Origin of the sequence: Apilactobacillus nanyangensis (assembly GCF_016861915.1) — a bacterium.
Classification (GTDB): Bacteria; Bacillota; Bacilli; order Lactobacillales; family Lactobacillaceae; genus Apilactobacillus; species Apilactobacillus nanyangensis.
In genome coordinates this window covers 1-16,344 of record NZ_BOLX01000010.1, presented here as the reverse complement: position 1 = coordinate 16,344, position 16,344 = coordinate 1, and the positions used below count along the sequence as shown (strand labels likewise).

Sequence of the window (16,344 nt, the reverse complement as noted above, 5' to 3'; positions counted from 1 at the left end):
TTGTTTAACGATTATTCTTCGTCGTTGTTATTTGTTTCTTCAGTTGATTGTGCGTCGTCAGAACTTACACTAGCAGTTTGTTCTTCAGCATCATCTTCTGTTTCGTCTTCTTTTTGAACACGGGCAACAGTTGATACTCTAGAATCTTCATCAATCTTGATTAAGTGAACCCCTAGAGTAGCACGACCGGTTTGTGAAACATCAGCAATGCTAAATCTGATCATAACACCCTTGTCAGTAACAAGCATGATATCTTCATCACCGGCAACAGTAGTCAATCCAGCTAATGGACCATTCTTTTCAGTCACGTTAACTGTCTTGATACCCTTACCACCACGGCCTTTGATTTGGTATTCGGAAGCAGGAGTTTGCTTACCGTAACCATTTTCAGAGATAACGAAGACGTTGTCGTTTGGATCTAATACATCCCCACCAACTACGTAATCATTTTCTCTTAGTCGGATACCACGAACACCGGTAGCAGAACGTCCCATTGAACGAACGTCTGAAACCTTGAAGCTGACACAGTAACCTAAGTGAGTACCAATAATAATGTTTTGGTCTTCAGATACTGTTGATACACGCATCAATTCGTCTTCATCCTTCAAGTGAATAGCCTTTAGACCATTGCTTCTGATGTTTTGGAATTCATCGATTGGTGTACGTTTTACAGTTCCCTTTAGGGTTGTGAAGAATAAGAACTTACCATCGTTACTTTCGTTATCGTCAACTGGAATAACAGCTTGAATCTTTTCATCTGTATCAATTCCTAATAAGTTGATGATTGGAATACCCTTAGCAGCACGACCGTATTCAGGAATTTCGTAACCCTTCATTCTGTAAACCTTACCTAGGTTGGTAAAGAATAGTAATGAATGGTGGGTAGTAGTTGCTAGTAAGTGTTCGATGAAGTCATCATCATGGACACCCATTCCTTGCACACCACGACCACCACGGTTTTGGCTCTTGAATTCTGAAGTAGCTGTACGCTTGATGTAACCGTTGTGAGTCAATGTAATCATGATATCTTCTTCAGCGATTAAATCTTCGTCTTCGATACTTAGAACTTCACCAACACGTAATTCAGTCTTTCTTTCGTCACCGTATTTTTCTTGGATTTCTAGTAATTCTTGATAGATTAATTCATTAATCTTTTCACGACTACCTAGAATTTCCTTGTAACGTTCGATGTCTTTTAATAGTTCAGCGTGTTCGCTAACAATCTTGTCACGTTCCAAACCAGTCAATCTAACAAGACGCATGTCCAAGATAGCTTGAGCTTGCTTATCAGTTAGCGAGAATTCGCTCATTAATTGATCCTTGGCGATGGCTGAGGTTTGTGATTCACGAATAATTGTAATAACACGATCAATGTTATCCAATGCCACAATCAAACCAGCTAAGATGTGAGCACGATTTTCAGCTTTGGCTAATTCGTATTCAGTACGACGTTTGATAACGTTAACTTGGTGTTCCAAGTATTCATTTAAGATTTCTTTCAAGCTTAAAATCTTTGGAGTACCTTCAACGATAGCTAGCATGTTAAAGCTAAAGCTAGTTTGCATTAATGTTAGCTTGTATAGGTTGTTTAGAACAACTTGAGCAGATGCATCACGTCTAACATCAATCACGATTCTCATACCATCACGGTCAGATTCATCATTGATATCTGTAATTCCGTCTAATCGTTTGTCACGAACTAGGTTGGCGATGTGTTCGATTAACTTCGCTTTGTTAACCATGTATGGAATTTCAGTGGCGATAATGCGTTGCTTACCACTCTTTTGTTCTTCAATTTCAGTCTTGGCACGTAGCACGATGCTACCTTTACCAGATTCATAAGCTCTTCTAATTCCAGACTTACCTAAAACGACCCCACCAGTTGGGAAGTCAGGTCCAGGTAATGCTTCCATCAAGTCAGCAGTAGTAGCTTCTGGATTGTTCATCAAGATATGAATTGCTGAGATTACTTCGCTTAAATTGTGAGGTGGAATGTTTGTAGCCATCCCAACGGCAATTCCGGAAGCACCATTAACAAGTAGGTTAGGAAAACGAGAAGGTAATACTTCTGGTTCTCTTTCACTACCATCGAAGTTATCTTGGAAATCGACAGTGTCCTTGTTGATGTCTCTTAGCATTTCCATCCCAATTTTACTTAGTTTTGCTTCGGTATAACGCATGGCAGCGGCACCGTCACCATCGACAGAACCAAAGTTACCATGTCCATTAACCAATGGATATCTGTAACTAAATGTTTGGGCCATTCTAACCATTGATCCATAAACTGCAGCGTCACCATGGGGGTGATACTTACCAAGAGTATCCCCTACGATTCTGGCAGACTTACGGAATGGTTTATCAGGAGTTAAACCAAGTTCACGCATATCGTATAGGATTCTTCTGTGAACTGGTTTCATTCCGTCTCGAACATCAGGAAGGGCACGCGCAACGATAACACTCATTGCGTAGTCCAAGAATGATGTTTTCATTTTTTCAGATAAGTCAACGTTTTCAATACGATGGCTTGATAAATCTTCATTATTGGCCAATGTTTTTACCTCCAATTCATGGTCGTTACATTAAAATGTTTCACATGAAACATTCATGTTAAATGTCTAAGTTTTCAACGAATGTGGCGTTTTCTTCAATGAATTTACGACGTGGTTCTACTTTGTTACCCATCAACATATCAAAGATTTCAGCAGCTTGTGCAGCATCCTTTGCTTCAACTCTTTGTAAACGACGGTTGTCTGGGTTCATAGTAGTATCCCAAAGTTGTTCGGCATCCATTTCACCAAGACCCTTGTAACGAGAGATGCTAGGTTTTGGAGATGCAGGCAATTGAGCCTTCCATTGTTCCAATTCATCATCATTTGCAATGTATCTAATCATCTTACCTTGTTGTAAACGATACAAAGGTGGTTGAGCGATGTAGACATATCCAGCGTCAATTAGTGGACGCATGTAGTTGTAAATCAATGTCAATAGAAGTGTTTGAATATGGGCACCATCGACATCGGCATCGGTCATGATAATTAGTTTGTGGTAATGAACCTTTTCAATATCAAAGTCATTACCGAAACCAGTACCCATTGCTGTAAACATTGATCTGATTTCTTCATTGGCTAAAATCTTGTCCATTGTCGCTTTTTGAACGTTCAAAATCTTACCTCTAATTGGCAAGATAGCTTGGGTCAAACGGGAACGACCTTGCTTAGCAGATCCACCCGCGGAGTCCCCTTCGACAATGAATAATTCAGAGATTTCAGGGTCACGACTAGTATTGTTGGCTAACTTACCAGGTAAGTTAGAAATTTCTAGTCCTGATTTCTTTCTAGTAACTTCACGTGCACGTTTTGCAGCGGCACGAACACGAGATGCTAATGCACCCTTTTCAACAATTTGCTTACCCAATGTTGGGTTTTCAAATAAGAACTTAGCAAAGTGTTCTGAGAAGATGTGGTCAGTAGCAGTTCTTGCGTCTGAGTTACCTAACTTAGTCTTAGTTTGTCCTTCGAATTGTGGGTCCGGATGCTTAACAGAAATAACGGCTGTTAAACCTTCACGAACGTCAGGACCGGTTAAGTTATCGTCTTTTTCTTTTAATAGGTTATTCTTACGAGCGTAATCGTTAATAACACGAGTTAATGCACGTTTGAAACCTTCTTCGTGAGTACCACCTTCGATGGTGTGAATGTTGTTAGTAAATGTTCTCATTTCACTGTGGTAATCATCAGTATATTGAAGTGCAACTTCAACTGAAATGTCATTTTCCATTCCTTCAACATAGATTGGTTCTTCGAATAATGGTGTCTTTTCACTATCGATGTATTCAACGTAGTGCTTGATACCACCTTCGTAGTGGAATTCTTCGTATGTTGGTTCTTCTGGACGATTGTCACGAAGTGAAATCTTTAGTCCCTTGTTTAAGAAAGCAAGTTCTCTAATTCTTTCAGTTAAAGTCTTGATGTTATATGTGGTTGTTTCAGTAAAGATATCTGGATCTGGAAGGAAGTGAACCTTAGTACCGTGGTTATCTGGATCATCATCACCGACGAATTTCATCTTGGTGTTAACATGACCACGCTTGAAGTCCATGTAGTACTTCTTACCATCACGAGTTACGGTTACATCTAATTCAGTTGATAACGCGTTAACAACTGATGCCCCAACCCCGTGAAGACCACCAGAAACTTTGTATCCGCCACCACCGAACTTACCTCCGGCATGCAAGATAGTAAATACTGTTTCTAGGGCTGGCTTTCCAGTTTTTTCTTGGATATCAGTAGGAATCCCACGTCCATTATCAACGATTGTAATACTGTTATCTTTTTCAACAGTTACGTGGATTGTGTCGGCGAAACCAGCTAGGGCTTCATCAATCCCGTTATCAATAATTTCCCATACCAAATGGTGGAGACCTTGTACACTGGTTGATCCAATGTACATACCTGGACGTTTACGTACCGCTTCTAGACCTTCTAGAACTTGAATTTGGCTGGCATTATATTCGTCAGCTTTCCTTCTTTGTTCTTCTTTTTCATTTTCAGTCAACTTTATTCCTCCCCTAATTCAGACTATTCTTCTACGACTTGCCCACTTGAAATATTGAATACCTTTGGATCAGATATTAAGTCGCGAGCAATTCCGCTTAGACTCGTAGTCGTCAAAAACGTTTGCACTTTATCTTGAATTGACTTTAATAAGTGAGTCTGACGATTATCGTCTAACTCGGATAAAACATCATCCAACAATAGGATTGGATATTCGTTCGTTTCTTCCTTCATCAAATCAATTTCGGCTAACTTAACCGAAAGTGCGGATGTTCTTTGTTGGCCCTGTGAGCCAAACGTCGAAACATCTTTTCCGTTGATAATAAACTGTAAATCATCACGATGCGGACCATATAACGTATTACCCTGTCTAATTTCTTTGTCTTTATTTTCGTCAAACAATTCCTTTAGACCGGTATAGATGTCGTTTTCATTGGTCTGCTGTTTTTTCTTCAATGCGCAAACATATTTAAACTTCAATTCTTCTTTACCCTGAGAAATTTCAGCATGGATGTTTGCTGCCCATCCCTGCAATTTCTTCAATAATTCCAAACGTTGAAAAATTAACTTGGCACCGTATGCCGCTAATTGATCAGATAAGACATCTAGGTAAAGCTTATCCGAAGCCTCTTTTAGCTGTAGCTGCTTTAGGTAATTATTTCGTTGTTTTAGAATTTTGCGATATTGAGAATTATTGTATAAATACTGGCTGCTCATTTGACCAAATTCCATGTCCATGAAGCGACGGCGTACTGTCGGTGCTCCTTTAACAATGGATAAGTCCTCCGGAGCAAACAAAATCACGTTTAGTTCACCAACGTATGAGGATAGTTTGGCCTGTTCGAGTTGATTTACCTTTGCACGTTTGCCTTTCTTTCCCAAATCGATTTCCAATTTAGTGGTGCCTAGCTCTTTTTCAACTTCGCCATAGACCTGAGCATTTTCATTTTCCCAATTAATCAAATCGCGATTGTTATTGGTACGATGACTACGTGTTAATGCTAAAACATAGATTGCTTCTAGCATGTTGGTCTTTCCCTGGGCATTGTTACCCAATAAAACGTTGATTGAAGGTGAGAACTGCACCTCTACATTGCTATAATTACGAAAATTACGTAATTTGAGTTCTCTTAATTTCATAAATAAAGCCTACTTTTTGCGAATAAAAAACAAACCAACATCAATAACTTCAACGTTATCCCCGTCGTATAATTTCTTACCACGACGATCTTCAGGTTCATCGTTTAGTTTTACTGCATGGTCCTTTAAATACCACTTAGCTTGACCACCGGAAGACACAACATCTTCTTCCTTCAACAATTGACCTAATGTTATATATTCGGTATCGATGAAAACATTCTTTTTCAAAACTTCACCCACCTTTTCCTATGTATTATTATACCCTTTTGGTGGTTAAAAGTATAGTTTATAAGCTAATTTTCGCCTTTCTAAGCAATTATAAAAAAGTGCTTACTAGTTAGTTAAATCTATGCCAAAATCGCTCATATCCTTAAAAAATCACTTTAAACGCAAAAAGAACCCCTTAGATAACTTTCTAAGGGGTCTTATTTTATAAATATTTAATTTCTTTAGGTGTATGGGTAAATGGTTCGCATCCATCTTCGGTTACGTAAACGCAATCTTCGATTCTAACTCCGGCGAATCCTGGAACATAAATTCCGGGTTCAATTGAGAAACACATACCGGGTTTTAAGACCATCTTGTTTCCTTCCATGATTGATGGGAATTCGTGTTCAGACATCCCCATTCCATGACCTAAACGGTGAATGAAGTACTTGCCGTATCCAGCCTTTTCAATAATGTCTCTTGCGACCTTATCAACTTCTTCAGCTGTAACACCAGGTTTTACGAAATCCATCGCAGCTAATTGAGCTTCTAGACAGACATCGTAGATTTCTTTTTGTTTATCGCTAATTTCACCAACAGCAACAGTTCTAGTGGCATCAGAGATGTATCCATCATGTACTGTTCCTAGATCAAATAGCACCATTTCATTTTCTTTTACTAAATTATCGGAAGTTGCACCATGTGGTTCAGCGGCATGTGCCCCTGCTTGAACTAAGGTATCAAAACTCATTTCCATGACACCCTTTTGTTTTAGTGCGTATTCCAATTCAGCCACGACTGATTTTTCTGACTTTCCCGCTTTTAATGCTGCGAAACCTTTTTCAAAAGCAAAATCAGCTTCTTTACCTGCTTCTTTTAATTTTTCGATTTCGTCTGGAGTCTTAATCAAACGCATTGTGTTCAAATAATCAGTAACATCAGTTTCGAAAGTCACATTTTGCAACTCTCTGTGTAAATTTTCTAAACGTGCAACTGTTAAGCTTTCTTTTTCAATTCCTGCTGATTTTGGCGTTTCCACTCTTTGTTGAATATGAGCAGCAATCTTTTGCCATGGATTTTCATGATCTAAGTATCCATAAACATCATATGGAAAACCAGTATCTTTAATTGCTTCTACTTCCAATGCGGGTGCAAACATAAACGGATCCTTTTCAGGAAATACGATTAATGCTAATACCCTCTCTACTGGATCACTGTAAAACCCAGTTAAGTATTGAATTGTTTTCGGATCACTTAGATATGTGAAATCTAATCCGTTGTTGTAGGTCCAGTCCTGGATTGACTTTATCTTAGACATGCAAACCCCTCCTTTTAATATATCTTAGACTAAAATGACAAAAATTCAAACAATTATTAATTCGTAAATTAAAAAAACACGACCCTTTATTAGACAAGAGCCGCGTTTTATTAGATGAAATATTAAATTCACTAGAAAGTACGTACTGGGGTAATTAATTCGATGAAGTTTTCAGCATCTTCAGAAGGAACAAGGGTGAATGGACGTAGTGATGATGTGAATGACACATTAATCATTGAGTGTCCAAATGCACGTAGGGCGTCCTTCATGTAGTCAGGGTTGAATGAAATTTCTAAGTCATTTCCAGCAACTTCCTTGCTTTCAACTTCTTCTTCAACGTTACCAACATCTGGAGAGTTACCAGAGATGGTTACTTGTTTAACATTTGCCTTGATAGTTAGCTTAACAACGTTGTTTCTTGATTCATGAGATAGAAGTGAAGCTCTTTCGATAGCTCCAAGTAGTTCATATGCATCAAATTGAACGTCAGTTTCTGATTCTTTAGGAATCAATCTAGAAGTATCAGGGTATGTTCCTTCAAGTAATCTTGAGTAGAAGTAAGTGTTACCAATAGTGAATAGCACTTGGTTTTCAGTGATCTTCATCTTAACGTTTTCAGTATCATCTGAAATCATCTTTGATAGTTCTGAAAGACTGCTACCAGGAATGATAACGTCGTATTCGCCTTGGTTATCAGGAAGGGCCACTTTACGTTGACTTAGACGGTGTGAATCAGTTGCGACAGCAAATAAAGTACCGTCCTTTAGTACAAAGTGAACACCAGTTAGGATAGGGCGACTTTCTTGGTTTGATACGGCAATAACAGTTTGGTTGATGATTTCCTTGAATACATCACCTGACAATGAAATTTCGTTATCGTTTTCGATTTCAGGTAAGTGAGGGTAATCAGCCGCATCTAAACCATTGATAGTGAATGATGAACTTCCTGAAGTGATTTCAGTTTGGAAACCATTAGCAACAGAAAGTGTCATTTTATCGCTAGGTAATTTCTTAACGATTCCACTGAAGAATCTAGCAGGTAAAACGATTGAACCTTCTTCTTCGATGATTAGCTCGTTATCAGCATCGTTTTTATCAATAACAGTTTCGATAGAAACATCAGCATTGCTACCAGTTAAGATCAAACCTTCGTTTGATGCTGTTAGCTTAAGACCAGTCAAAATAGGAATAGTGGTTTTTGATGAAATTGCTCTTGAAACCATGTTTATTCCTTGAATGAATGCTGATCGTTTGATTGAAAATTTCATTTTGAATGTCTCCTCGCATGTATTATTTAATATTAATTAATATATATAGTTAAAACAGTAGTAGTAGGGCCTGTGTATACTGTGGAAAAGTTAATTAGCACTTACGGACATAGAGTTTTACACATGTGGATAACCTGTGGATAAGTTACCACGTTTTTCCACACACCAATTATCTCTCTAATGTTTCTTTTAGCTCTTTAATTTGATCTTTGATGGTTGAATCTGATTGAACTGCTTCTGCGATTTTATCGTATGCGTGAATAACAGTTGTATGATCTTTACCACCAAATGCATTTCCAATCTTTGGAAGAGAACTATTAGTTAAAGTACGACTTAAATACATTGCTATTTGACGAGGGATAACGATAGTTTTGACACGTTTTTTCCCTTTTAAATCGTCTATAGAAACGTTGTAGTAAGTTGAAACTGATTTAATGATGTTTTCAACCGTAATCTCAGGTTTTGAATCACCATTGTTAAGGCCACGTAGGGCTTCTGATACTAAATCAGTTGTAATTGGAACTTTTTTGAAGTTAGCAAATGCATGTACACGTGACAATGCACCTTCTAGTTCACGAACGTTTGAATCAAATTGACCAGCTATGTAGTTAAGCGTATCTGGGGGAACTTGAATCCCGTCTGCTTCTGCTTTTGCACGCAAGATAGCAATTCTTGTTTCTAAGTCTGGAGGGGTAATATCTACCGGAAGTCCCCAGGCGAATCGAGAAACCAAACGATCTTGCAACTTGGCAATTTCCTTTGGTAAACGATCAGAAGTTAAAACAATTTGTTTTTTATTTTCATACAAATCATTGAAAGTATGGAAGAATTCTTCTTGAGTCCCGTCCTTATCAGCAAAGAACTGAACATCATCAACTAGCAAAGCATCGACGTTTCTGTATTCTTGTCTGAATGCTTCAGTTTCATTATTTTGAATCGCATTAATGAAATCATTGGTAAATGATTCACTAGTTACATACATAATGTTTGCAGTTGGATTGTCTTCTAGAATTTTGTTACCAATTGCGTGCATCAAGTGGGTCTTTCCTAATCCGACACCTCCGTACAAAAGAAGTGGGTTATACATTTTTCCTGGGTCTTCGGAAACAACTAGCGCCGCTGCATGCGCCATTTGATTACCTTTACCGATAACGAAGGATTCAAATGTATAGTTAGGATTTAGATGACTGTTTTGTAAGAATTCATTGTCATTTGCGCTGCTTGAATTCTCTTTAACATGATCATCTTTCTTAGCTGAATTCCTTAGATCTCCTTCTAATACGAACTTTGGAACGATATCTCTTTTAGTTATTTTGTATGAATACTCTACTAAAGAGTCCTCTAACTTATCTTCCCAATAATCACGATGGAGAGGAGATGGAAGTTCTAGCGTTAGCTCATTTCCGACTAAGCTAATGGGCTTAACTGTAGCAATCCATGTTGAATAGGTTGTAGTGGAGTAATTTTTTTCAAAAGCTTCACTGATTGCTTCCCATAATGAGTCTTTATCCATGAATCATTTCCTCCCGTTAAAAATCTTTAGTAATTTTACCATTAAAAAAAAAAGTTTTCCACAAGCACATTTACTTGTGTATAATTGTTTCACACCCTGTTAATTTTATTTTCCACACCCTGTTGATAACTTGATTAAAATCATCTAATTTTTCAGTTTTCCACAGAAAAATGTTAATAATCCACAAGTAAGTATAACCGACATATCAATAAAAACAAAAAGTTATGCACAACTTGTGAATAATTTTAATAACAGGCTGTTCGCTTGTGGAAAACTTGTGGAAAAGCCTGTTAATTGGAAAATTTTAATTAACAAGAAAAATATCAAAATGTGTATGAAACAAATTAAAATGTGGATAAAAAATGGGGTCCTTTAGGGAAAGAATTTGATTTTTATGTTTCATCATTAATTTTTTTATGGTATTATGTTTAGGAAATGTATTTGACATAGAAAAGAAACATACAAAATATATAAGGGAGGGTTAGTAATGAAGAGAACTTACCAACCAAAGAAACGTAAGCACGCACGTACTCACGGTTTCCGTAGTCGTATGAGCACTAGCAACGGTCGTAAAGTTTTAGCTCGCCGTCGTAAAAAAGGTAGAAAGTCATTGACTGTATAGACCACTGACCATTCAGTGGTCTTTTTCATTATATTGAACAAAATTTAATGGAGATGGATTATGCGTAAGTCATATCGCGTCAAAAAAGAAGCAGAATTCCAAAATGTTTTTGAAAAACATAATTCAGTTGCTAATCGGACTTTTGTCATTTATCAAATGGAAAAGCCTGATCAACCCCATTTTAGAGTTGGTATTTCAGTTGGTAAGAAGATTGGGAATGCCGTTCACAGAAACTGGGTTAAAAGACGAGTTAGACAAAGTTTGACTGAATTAAAGCCATATCTAAGACAAGATGTTGATTTCTTGGTCATTGCTCGTCCAAGAGCCGACCAATTATCAATGGAAGAAGTCAAAAAGAATATGGTTCATGTTTTAAAATTAGCAAACTTGCTTGATTCTGATTATGTTGAGGGAGAAGACTAATGAAAAAATTTAAAAAGTATCTTTCACTTACTTCAATTTTAGGATTGGTATTTTTCTTGACTGCATGTAGTAATAAACCAATTACTTCACACAGTACCGGTCTATGGGATGGAGTTATCGTACTTAATTTCTCAAGAGCCATCATTTGGTTAGCCAAATTCTTCGGTTCTAACTATGGAATGGGTATCGTTGCTTTCACCATCATCGTTCGTATCATTATCTTGCCTTTGATGATTTATCAAACCAAGAGTATGAAGAAGACCCAAGAACTACAACCTAAGTTAAAGGAACTTCAAAAGAAGTATTCATCAAAGGATACTGAAACTGTTAAGTTACTTCGTGAAGAACAACAAAAGCTATACGCTGAAGCAGGGGTTAACCCTGTTGCTGGTTGTTTGCCACTATTAGTTCAATTACCAATCTTGTGGGCCTTATACCAAGCTATCTGGCGTACAGATATTTTGAAGTCAGGTCATTTCCTATGGTTACAATTAGGACATAAAGACCCATACTTTATTATGCCGGTTCTAGCCGCCGTATTTACTTTCATTAGTTCATGGCTAGCAATGAAGTCACAACCTGAGCAAAATGGGATGACAAAGGGAATGATGTTTGGGATGCCCGTTATCATTTTCTTCATGGCATTAAATATTCCTGCTGCAATCTCAATTTATTGGGTAGTAACAAATGCCTTCCAAGCTGTACAAACATTGTTTATTCAAAACCCTTGGAAGATTCAAAGAGAACGAGAAGAAAAGCTTCGTGCTGAAAAACAACACAAGCGTAATGTTGAAAAAGCAATTCGTAAAGCTAAAAAATCTCGTCGTAAATAATAAAAAGCGTCTGATTTTATAATCAGACGCTTTTTTTGTGTATCATTGGACCGCTAGTTTGTGATATTATTAATAACATAGTTTATTTTAAAAGGAGTCCCAACATGTCAACATTTACTGCTAAAACAGTCAGTGAAGCGATCGAGGAAGGACTAAAGTCACTAAACGTTGATAAGAGCAATGCTGATATCAACATTGTTCAAACAAACCGTAAAGGCTTTTTTGGAATCGGAAAACGTGATGCAATCGTCGAAATCAACGTTAAAAATGATAAAAATGCATCAAACTCTCAAGAAATCGCAGCAACACCAACAAAAAACATTAAGATTAACAATCAACCAGAAGAAACAACAGAAACAAAGAAACGTCATCATTCAAATGAACAAGCTATGGAAGATCTAGTGGCTTATTTGAAGCCAATTATTGAAGAATTGGGCGTTTCAGCAGAATTACAACCTAAGATTATTAACAGAAAGTTCGCTCGTATTAACTTCAAGACTGAACAAGAAGGTCTATTAATCGGTAAGCATGGTCTAACCATCAATGCTTTACAAAACTTGGCACAAATCTACTTGAACCACATCGGATACAGCCGTTTATCAATTCAACTAGATACAGCCGATTATCGTCACCGCCGTACTGAAATTTTGAAGAAATTAGCTGAAAAAACAGCCAGAGAAGCGGTCGCAACAGGACAACCGGTATACCTAGATCCAATGCCTTCTTTTGAAAGAAAGGTTATTCATAACCAACTAGAAGACAATCTATACGTCAACACATTCTCATCAGGTCGCGAACCTTACCGTGCTGTCGTTGTAGAACCACAAGGATAGTCATATAAATTGACAAAACCGGATAAAGTTTTTATTATATAAGGTATCATTCTTATCAGAGATAGATGAAGTAGTCAAAGTGCTTTATCCATGCTGAGTTTTTTTGGCGTGGAGTGGGCACTTTTTTTGTGCGCTAGGCCACAATACGGATTTTGATAATTAAGAAAGGAAGAGGAACATGGCAACGACTACAGATTTTGATACAATCGCAGCGATTTCAACACCACCTGGTGAAGGGGGAATCTCCATCGTTAGAATCAGTGGGGATGACGCTTTAAAGGTAATTAGTAAAATTTATCGAGGCAAAGACTTAAACAAGGTTGCCTCACACACCATTAACTACGGACATGTCTTTGATCCAGACACTAACGAAGACGTCGATGAAGTGATGGTATCAGTAATGAGAGCACCAAAGACCTACACATGTGAAGACGTGATTGAGGTTAACTGTCACGGTGGTATCTTAGCCACTAACACCATTCTTCAATTGATTTTAAGTTATGGTGCCCGTCTTGCTGAACCGGGTGAATTTACTAAACGTGCATTCTTGAATGGACGAATTGACCTTTCACAATCAGAAGCGGTCATGGATGTTATTGACGCCAAAACTACGCGCTCTATGAAGGCTGCTGAAAGCCAACTTGAAGGAAACCTTTCAAGACTAATTAGAACGCTTAGACAACAAATTTTGGACGTTTTAGCAAATGTTGAGGTTAACATCGATTACCCTGAATATGACGATGCCGAAGTAATGACTTCTAAGTTATTGAAGGAAAATGCGGTTGATTTAAAAGCTAAGGTTGAAAAACTACTAGAAACTGCCAAGCAAGGACAAGTGCTAAGGGATGGACTTGCTACTTCTATCGTTGGTCGTCCAAATGTTGGTAAATCAAGTATCTTAAACCACTTGTTACACCAAGATAAGGCCATCGTTACAGATGTTCCAGGAACTACACGTGACGTGTTGGAAGAATACGTTAACGTTAAGGGTGTTCCTTTGAAATTAGTCGATACTGCCGGAATCCGTGAAACCGAAGATAAAGTTGAAAAAATCGGTGTGGAACGTTCAAGAAAGGCTATCGCTAGTTCAGACCTAGTTCTATTAGTATTGAACTACTCTGAAAAACTTTCTGACGAAGATCGTCAATTAATCGAATTAACTAATGATTCCAAGCGAATCACTATCTTGAACAAGACCGACTTGCCTCAACAAATCGATGTTGATGAAGTTAAGAACTTAGTCGGTGCAGAAAACGTGATTACTACTTCTGCAATACAAGACAACGGAACTGAACCACTTGAGGAAATGATTGCTAAGTTATTCTTTACTCAAGGAATTCAAAGCTCACAAAACGACGTCATGGTTACGAATGCCAGACACGTTAGTTTGTTACACAATGCAAAGGAATCACTAAACAGCGTAATTAACGGATTGGATGAAGGTCTACCGGTTGATTTAGTTCAAATGGACATGCACGCATGTTGGGAATCACTTGGTGAAATTACCGGTGATAGTTATAACGGTGAGCTATTAGATCAACTATTCAGCCAATTCTGTCTAGGAAAATAGTCAATTGTTTCATGTGAAACATTTTTAATGGAGGAAAACAAATGAGCCAAATCGTAAGCGAAGAAAATATCCAATACGATGCCGGTGAATACGACGTTATCGTCGTTGGTGCCGGTCATGCTGGTAGTGAAGCTGCGCTTGCTTCAGCCAGAATGGGAAACAAAACAATGCTAATCACAATTAACTTGGACATGGTTGCATTTATGCCATGTAATCCATCACTTGGTGGACCAGCCAAAGGAACAGTGGTTAGAGAAATCGATGCATTAGGTGGGGAAATGGGTAGAAATATCGATAAGACCTACGTGCAAATGAGAATGCTAAACACTGGTAAGGGTCCTGCCGTTCGTGCATTACGTGCGCAAGCTGACAAGCACGCTTACCACCGTGCAATGAAGGAAACTATCGAAAAACAACCTAACTTGGATTTAAAACAAGGAATTGTTGATTCACTAATCGTTGAAGACGGTGTCTGCAAGGGTATCGTCACTTTCACAGGTGCTAAGTACTACTCAAAAACAACTGTTATTTGTGCCGGAACTGCTGCTCGTGGAAGAATTATCATTGGTGAACTAAGATACTCTTCAGGTCCAAACAACTCCCAACCTGCATTGAAGTTGTCAGAAAACCTAGAAGAATTAGGTTTCGAATTGAAACGTTTCAAGACTGGTACACCTCCACGTGTTAACGGTCGTACAATTGACTTCTCTAAGACAGAAGAACAACCAGGAGATGAAGAAGTTAACCACTTCAGTTTTGAAACTCCTGATGACAAGTACATTCCAGTTAAGGATCAACTATCATGTTGGTTAACCTACACTAACGAACACACACACCAAATCATTCGTGACAACCTAGACCGTGCACCTATGTTTACCGGTGTTATCGAAGGGGTTGGCCCTCGTTACTGTCCATCAATCGAAGATAAGATTGTTCGTTTCGCTGACAAGAACAGACACCAAGTTTTCTTGGAACCAGAAGGTCGTGAAACCAACGAATACTACTGTGATAGTCTTTCAACTTCTCTTCCAGAAGAAGTACAACAAAAGATGTTACACAGTGTTGCTGGACTAGAACACGCTGAAATGATGAGACCAGGTTACGCCATCGAATACGATGTCGTTGCACCTTACCAATTAAAACCAACATTTGAAACTAAGATTGTTAAGAACCTATACACTGCCGGTCAAACTAACGGTACTTCAGGATACGAAGAAGCCGCTGGACAAGGTCTATACGCCGGAATCAACGCTGCATTACGTGCCCAAGGCAAGGATCCAATGGTTCTAAAACGTAACGAAGCATACATTGGTGTTTTAGTCGATGACTTGGTAACTAAGGGAACAAACGAGCCTTACCGTTTACTAACTAGTCGTGCCGAATATCGTCTACTTCTAAGAAACGATAATGCTGACTTCCGTCTAACTGAAAAGGGTCACGAATTAGGCCTAATCTCAGACGAAAGATACAACAAGTTTTTGGAAAAGAAAGAAGCCGTTATTAAAGAATTAGATCGTCTAGATCACACTCGTATCAAACCAAGTGATGAAGTAAACGAATTCGTTGAATCTCACGGTGACAAGCCACTTAGGGATGGTATTTTGGCATCTGTATTCCTACGTCGTCCATACGTAACTTACAACACATTGTTGAAGTTCATTGAACCAGCTGACAAGCCATTAGGTCGTCGTGTGGTAGAACAAGTTGAAATTAGAACTAAGTACGCTGGATACATCAAGAAGGCCGAAGAAAACGTTGCTCGTATGAAGAAGATGGAAGCTAAGAAGATTCCAGATGACATCGATTACGATGCAATTGACAGTTTAGCTACTGAAGCTCGTCAAAAACTAGAAAAGATTAGACCACGTACTGTGGCTCAAGCTTCTAGAATTTCAGGGGTTAACCCTTCAGATGTTGCCATTTTAGGTGTTTACATCCAACAAGGCAAAATCGCTAAAATCAAAAAATAAGTAAAATAAAAAAGCCGTTGACCTGAACCCCTAAAATTGGAAGATGGTTATGCTATTTTCTGGGAGGAATTGATCCGGTATTCAACCGGTGACA

13 protein-coding genes are annotated in these 16,344 nt (G+C 38.2%); 6 read left to right on the top strand and 7 right to left on the bottom strand.

Annotated elements, in window-relative coordinates:
- Nucleotides 1-11: 11 nt before the first annotated feature.
- The 7 genes from gyrA to dnaA all read right to left on the bottom strand — a co-directional run bounded on the left by gyrA (nucleotide 12) and on the right by dnaA (nucleotide 9,999).
- Nucleotides 12-2,489, bottom strand: coding sequence for a DNA gyrase subunit A (gene gyrA / locus JUD45_RS04335; protein ID WP_236018484.1), 2,478 nt, complete (start codon nucleotides 2,487-2,489; stop codon nucleotides 12-14).
- A gap of 118 nt (nucleotides 2,490-2,607) precedes the next feature.
- Entirely contained in the window at nucleotides 2,608-4,554 is a 1,947-nt protein-coding gene (gene gyrB, locus JUD45_RS04330) for a DNA topoisomerase (ATP-hydrolyzing) subunit B (RefSeq protein ID WP_034533762.1), read from the bottom strand.
- Nucleotides 4,555-4,577: 23 nt separating this feature from the next.
- A complete protein-coding gene (gene recF, locus JUD45_RS04325) occupies nucleotides 4,578-5,693 on the bottom strand; it encodes a DNA replication/repair protein RecF (protein WP_138727263.1) in 1,116 nt (371 codons plus the stop codon).
- A gap of 9 nt (nucleotides 5,694-5,702) precedes the next feature.
- On the bottom strand, nucleotides 5,703-5,921 hold the full coding sequence (gene yaaA / locus JUD45_RS04320) for a S4 domain-containing protein YaaA (protein WP_187155851.1): 219 nt from the start codon (nucleotides 5,919-5,921) through the stop codon (nucleotides 5,703-5,705).
- A gap of 202 nt (nucleotides 5,922-6,123) precedes the next feature.
- A complete protein-coding gene (locus JUD45_RS04315; protein ID WP_138727262.1) occupies nucleotides 6,124-7,218 on the bottom strand; it encodes a M24 family metallopeptidase in 1,095 nt (364 codons plus the stop codon).
- A gap of 131 nt (nucleotides 7,219-7,349) precedes the next feature.
- Nucleotides 7,350-8,486 carry a DNA polymerase III subunit beta gene (gene dnaN / locus JUD45_RS04310; protein WP_203619742.1) on the bottom strand — a complete coding sequence of 379 codons (1,137 nt, stop codon included), beginning with the start codon at nucleotides 8,484-8,486 and terminating at the stop codon, nucleotides 7,350-7,352.
- A 169-nt stretch (nucleotides 8,487-8,655) separates the two neighbouring features.
- Nucleotides 8,656-9,999, bottom strand: coding sequence for a chromosomal replication initiator protein DnaA (gene dnaA / locus JUD45_RS04305; protein WP_138727260.1), 1,344 nt, complete (start codon nucleotides 9,997-9,999; stop codon nucleotides 8,656-8,658).
- A gap of 487 nt (nucleotides 10,000-10,486) precedes the next feature.
- Between dnaA and rpmH the strand changes: the two genes are divergently transcribed.
- From rpmH to mnmG, 6 genes are all read left to right on the top strand, one after another.
- Entirely contained in the window at nucleotides 10,487-10,621 is a 135-nt protein-coding gene (gene rpmH, locus JUD45_RS04300) for a 50S ribosomal protein L34 (RefSeq protein WP_034530627.1), read from the top strand.
- A gap of 60 nt (nucleotides 10,622-10,681) precedes the next feature.
- Nucleotides 10,682-11,044 carry a ribonuclease P protein component gene (gene rnpA, locus JUD45_RS04295; RefSeq protein ID WP_034530615.1) on the top strand — a complete coding sequence of 121 codons (363 nt, stop codon included), beginning with the start codon at nucleotides 10,682-10,684 and terminating at the stop codon, nucleotides 11,042-11,044.
- Nucleotides 11,044-11,877, top strand: a complete 834-nt coding sequence (gene yidC / locus JUD45_RS04290) for a membrane protein insertase YidC (protein ID WP_034530614.1) — start codon at nucleotides 11,044-11,046, stop codon at nucleotides 11,875-11,877. Before rnpA ends, yidC begins: the two co-directional genes overlap by 1 nt.
- A 104-nt stretch (nucleotides 11,878-11,981) precedes the next feature.
- Nucleotides 11,982-12,710 (top strand): RNA-binding cell elongation regulator Jag/EloR, encoded by a 729-nt coding sequence (jag, locus tag JUD45_RS04285; protein ID WP_203619741.1) that lies wholly within the window; start codon nucleotides 11,982-11,984, stop codon nucleotides 12,708-12,710.
- 178 nt (nucleotides 12,711-12,888) lie between these two features.
- Nucleotides 12,889-14,280, top strand: coding sequence for a tRNA uridine-5-carboxymethylaminomethyl(34) synthesis GTPase MnmE (mnmE, locus tag JUD45_RS04280; RefSeq protein ID WP_138727258.1), 1,392 nt, complete (start codon nucleotides 12,889-12,891; stop codon nucleotides 14,278-14,280).
- A gap of 41 nt (nucleotides 14,281-14,321) precedes the next feature.
- Nucleotides 14,322-16,250 carry a tRNA uridine-5-carboxymethylaminomethyl(34) synthesis enzyme MnmG gene (gene mnmG, locus JUD45_RS04275; protein ID WP_138727257.1) on the top strand — a complete coding sequence of 643 codons (1,929 nt, stop codon included), beginning with the start codon at nucleotides 14,322-14,324 and terminating at the stop codon, nucleotides 16,248-16,250.
- Nucleotides 16,251-16,344 lie beyond the last annotated feature (94 nt).

What these genes read in the sequence shown, in the direction of transcription:
- gyrA (WP_236018484.1), bottom strand. Translation starts at nt 2,489, where the DNA reads ATGAAAACATCATTCTTGGACTACGCAATGAGTGTTATCGTTGCGCGT.
- recF (WP_138727263.1), bottom strand. Translation starts at nt 5,693, where the DNA reads ATGAAATTAAGAGAACTCAAATTACGTAATTTTCGTAATTATAGCAAT.
- JUD45_RS04315 (WP_138727262.1), bottom strand. Translation starts at nt 7,218, where the DNA reads ATGTCTAAGATAAAGTCAATCCAGGACTGGACCTACAACAACGGATTA.
- dnaN (WP_203619742.1), bottom strand. Translation starts at nt 8,486, where the DNA reads ATGAAATTTTCAATCAAACGATCAGCATTCATTCAAGGAATAAACATG.
- dnaA (WP_138727260.1), bottom strand. Translation starts at nt 9,999, where the DNA reads ATGGATAAAGACTCATTATGGGAAGCAATCAGTGAAGCTTTTGAAAAA.
- rpmH (WP_034530627.1), top strand. Translation starts at nt 10,487, where the DNA reads ATGAAGAGAACTTACCAACCAAAGAAACGTAAGCACGCACGTACTCAC.
- rnpA (WP_034530615.1), top strand. Translation starts at nt 10,682, where the DNA reads ATGCGTAAGTCATATCGCGTCAAAAAAGAAGCAGAATTCCAAAATGTT.
- yidC (WP_034530614.1), top strand. Translation starts at nt 11,044, where the DNA reads ATGAAAAAATTTAAAAAGTATCTTTCACTTACTTCAATTTTAGGATTG.
- jag (WP_203619741.1), top strand. Translation starts at nt 11,982, where the DNA reads ATGTCAACATTTACTGCTAAAACAGTCAGTGAAGCGATCGAGGAAGGA.
- mnmE (WP_138727258.1), top strand. Translation starts at nt 12,889, where the DNA reads ATGGCAACGACTACAGATTTTGATACAATCGCAGCGATTTCAACACCA.
- mnmG (WP_138727257.1), top strand. Translation starts at nt 14,322, where the DNA reads ATGAGCCAAATCGTAAGCGAAGAAAATATCCAATACGATGCCGGTGAA.